Annotated in this window: 3 protein-coding genes and 1 pseudogene; 3 read left to right on the top strand and 1 reads right to left on the bottom strand. The window is 40.0% G+C overall.

From position 1 onward, the window contains the following. Window positions 1–33: 33 nt before the first annotated feature. The 3 genes from AC5GD6_RS06170 to AC5GD6_RS06160 all read left to right on the top strand — a co-directional run bounded on the left by AC5GD6_RS06170 (window position 34) and on the right by AC5GD6_RS06160 (window position 2,488). Window positions 34–126 carry an IS1/IS1595 family N-terminal zinc-binding domain-containing protein gene (locus tag AC5GD6_RS06170; RefSeq protein WP_491846476.1) on the top strand — a complete coding sequence of 31 codons (93 nt, stop codon included), beginning with the start codon at window positions 34–36 and terminating at the stop codon, window positions 124–126. Between the two features lie 267 nt (window positions 127–393). Beyond that, window positions 394–1,149 (top strand): hypothetical protein, encoded by a 756-nt coding sequence (locus tag AC5GD6_RS06165; RefSeq protein WP_491846475.1) that lies wholly within the window; start codon window positions 394–396, stop codon window positions 1,147–1,149. Between the two features lie 79 nt (window positions 1,150–1,228). Then, window positions 1,229–2,488, top strand: coding sequence for a hypothetical protein (locus AC5GD6_RS06160; protein WP_491846474.1), 1,260 nt, complete (start codon window positions 1,229–1,231; stop codon window positions 2,486–2,488). A 225-nt stretch (window positions 2,489–2,713) separates the two neighbouring features. Here AC5GD6_RS06160 and AC5GD6_RS06155 read toward each other — a convergent pair. Beyond that, window positions 2,714–3,111: pseudogene (locus AC5GD6_RS06155) on the bottom strand (hypothetical protein); the annotation flags it as partial.

The following is a 3,111-nucleotide window of genomic DNA, read 5'->3' as shown; positions in this document are numbered from 1 at the left end:
GTGCCAATATTTGTTTTCGTTTGTAGTAGCAAGATGGTAAAAGATGGCAAGATAAAGGCTGGAAAGCAGCGGTATAGATGTCTTGAGTGTGGAAGCTCGCAATCACGATACATATGGAAACGCTGAAGTGTGGTCAGAACTACATCACAACGATCCTTATCCTTATACAACAGAATAACTCATTTACACACTTTTTGTCCTATAGCTCTAAGTTCATGAGTTTGTGGTCAAAAGATTCTAGTGCCAACTCCTAAAGAATGGTATCTAGGCAATTGAAGCCTTTATCACTAAATAAAATTTTTTCTAGACGTCTTTATACAAATGATATAAAATAATTATAATTTATTCACAATAGACAAGATTTGAAACTTGTCCGACGAAGGGAGGCTTATTATGAGTCGCACTACCCGCCTTGGTTTTTTTCTTGCTTTTGTATTGTTAATGTGTATATTCATCCCTACGGTTTCAGTTAATGCTTTAAATATTCCTGAAAATGAATTGATCGATAAAATTGTAAGTACAAATCCGTGTACTTCAAAACAGATGGTTATTGACTCTGCTGATGAAATGGCGCATAGGACAGGCAAAACAAGACAAGAAATATTACAGCAAATTGTAAAAGAAATAGACCAAAATGCCGCTTTGCGTAAGCAAACACTTGCCGAGATTGGTGTAACAGACACAAATACAAAAAGTAGTAATAGTTATCAGTTAACTCGCTCGTATTACAAAGGCGACATGTTTCTTACACCTGCTGCAACAGCAGGTGTACAACATGGACATATTGGAATATACGGTGATAAAGACTGGATTGTGGAAGCTGAAGGCCCTTTTAAATTGAGTAGATGGGAATGGCACTATAATATCTTTGTACCAAAAGGAACCATTCTTATGGAAACTACTTGCACACAAGCACAACAAGATGCTGCAGCAGACTACGCTTATAACAATCTAGTTGGCTATCCATACAACCCCGTCTTTTGGGATAATAAAGAATCAAACCCAAAAGCTTTAAATTGCTCGCAGCTTGTGTGGTTGGCATATAAAAAAGCTGCTGGAGTAGATCTTGACGGCAATGGGGGCGATGGTGTGTATCCCTATGATATTAGAGACTCTGATTATACAACTCAGAATTGGGTTATTGAATAACAACTATGCTTCTAGTTTTTAGGATGAATATAGGCTCCCCAAATGTCATATAGTACAGATTTCTTGAGTAAGGAATACTATGAAAGTGAAACGACGCGCTTTAGTTAGCATTATATGTGTAATTGTATGCATAGTATCACTCATACTTTTTTATTTTTTTAAGCCAGCTCATACTATGAACTCAAAAGACTTCACATCTGAAAATCAAGTGCTTGCTGTGCAATTAAGTAGCCAACCTACGTATAGTTATTTCGATTTAACCCCGCAAACGGGGTATATGGTACTTGCAAGCCCATCGGGTGCTATCCGTGCATTTCGTTCGGGGAAGATGCTTTCTGCAGATCCCATATGGACAACAACAGGCATATTTTATGGCGGTGAAGATTCTGACTTCTTCACCAATGATAATGGGACAAAAGTTCTTGCGCGTGACATAAAACCACAAACGGAATATGCACGTTATCCTCGAGATAATGGCAAAGGATTTATGGCATTCTATGGTGTTGGAGGTACTTCTGAAGGTTACAAACAGCCCGTTCTTATAGGAGATGCAGATAAAACTGAAAGTGTAGATGTACGCGGTGGCTACATGAGCATGGGAGCATGTGGAGATACGCTTTACGCCATGGCTCAAACAAACCATGCACCCAATCTTCTTGACCAAGCAAAAGCGGTATATCAAAAGCACACTGGTGTATCAGATGAAGCACTTGCAAAGATAGAGCATTTCGATGTTTTAGTTCAGGTATATCCTGCAAACGATCCGCAAAACCCTCAAGTGCTTGAGAGCATTCCTTACGATAGCAGTATCAAGCATGCGCACAAAATGTATCAGCGTTACAACGATAATATTTATCTCTTGAGTTTTTCTGAGCAGCAAAATGAAGGGCATGCTGTTTTAGAAGAATGGAATCTAAAAGAGCATACGCATCGTATGATCGATGTAGTAAATTCCGATGGGAGCGTTATTGACATGAACGCTCATGACGCGGGAGGAGAAAAAGGTGTCTTGCTTGGGAGCAAGTTGTACTTCGTTACAAGGACGGGTAAGGTGTTTTCAGTTGACATAACAACAGGAAAAGCTGAACACCTCTATACGTTCGAGATACTGCCTCACAAAGGAAGATACCCTCTCTTTGATGTAACGCCTTATGCTGTATACCGTCTTGACGATGGAGAGAATGACGACTCTACTCTTGACTTTACGCGCTATGTATTTAAAACTGGTAAATATGAGCACCTATTTAACGTAGATAGCTTAGCAGAGTATCGAAAAGATAATGCACGCATTACTGGTATTGCCGTCAATCCAAAGTGGGAAAAGAGTATTGAGAAGTAATTTGCCTGGTGCCAAGTATGTGCGGGTAAGTTCTGGAGGGCTTCTAATTTGAAATAGGCTATATTCCACTAACCGTCACTACACAGGTGCTGCAATTATGAAATAATCACCGTACAACATGCATACGGCTGTACGAATAGAAAAGAAAACTGTTCTAACAAAAATCCTCCCCATTGCTGGGGAGGATTTACGTTAGCTATGCTTTACGAAAAATCAAGTTCCACCTTAGTGGCGCATACGTTTTCCAAATACAATGGAAGTTCCACCAAGTACAACACCGAACATAGGAAGAAGAGTTGCAAGTACGTCAGAAGTCTTAGGAGTCTTCTTTGCTTGGGCTTTTTCCTTACTCATAGAAGTATTGTCATGAGAAGCATCGCCAGAGGTTGTGCCATCACCCGAATTATCAGACTCGGGAGCTTCAGGCTTGTTTTCGGGCTTGCTATTAAGCTTGGAATCTTCTGCAACTTTAAGCAATGCACGAGCTCCCTCAATAGTTTTAGCTTTACGGATTTGTTTGGCAGTAAAGCTCAAGCCTTCTTTTTCTGCTTTTTGAGCTACGCCTTCGATGGCAGATTTCTCTGCTTCTTTAAGCAAATTGCTTGCACCATCAAGCGTTTTAG

The sequence above is a fragment of the Fannyhessea sp. genome (assembly GCF_986145555.1).
Note: the sequence above shows the minus strand (reverse complement) of the source record. Positions and strands in the feature narration are given on the sequence as shown.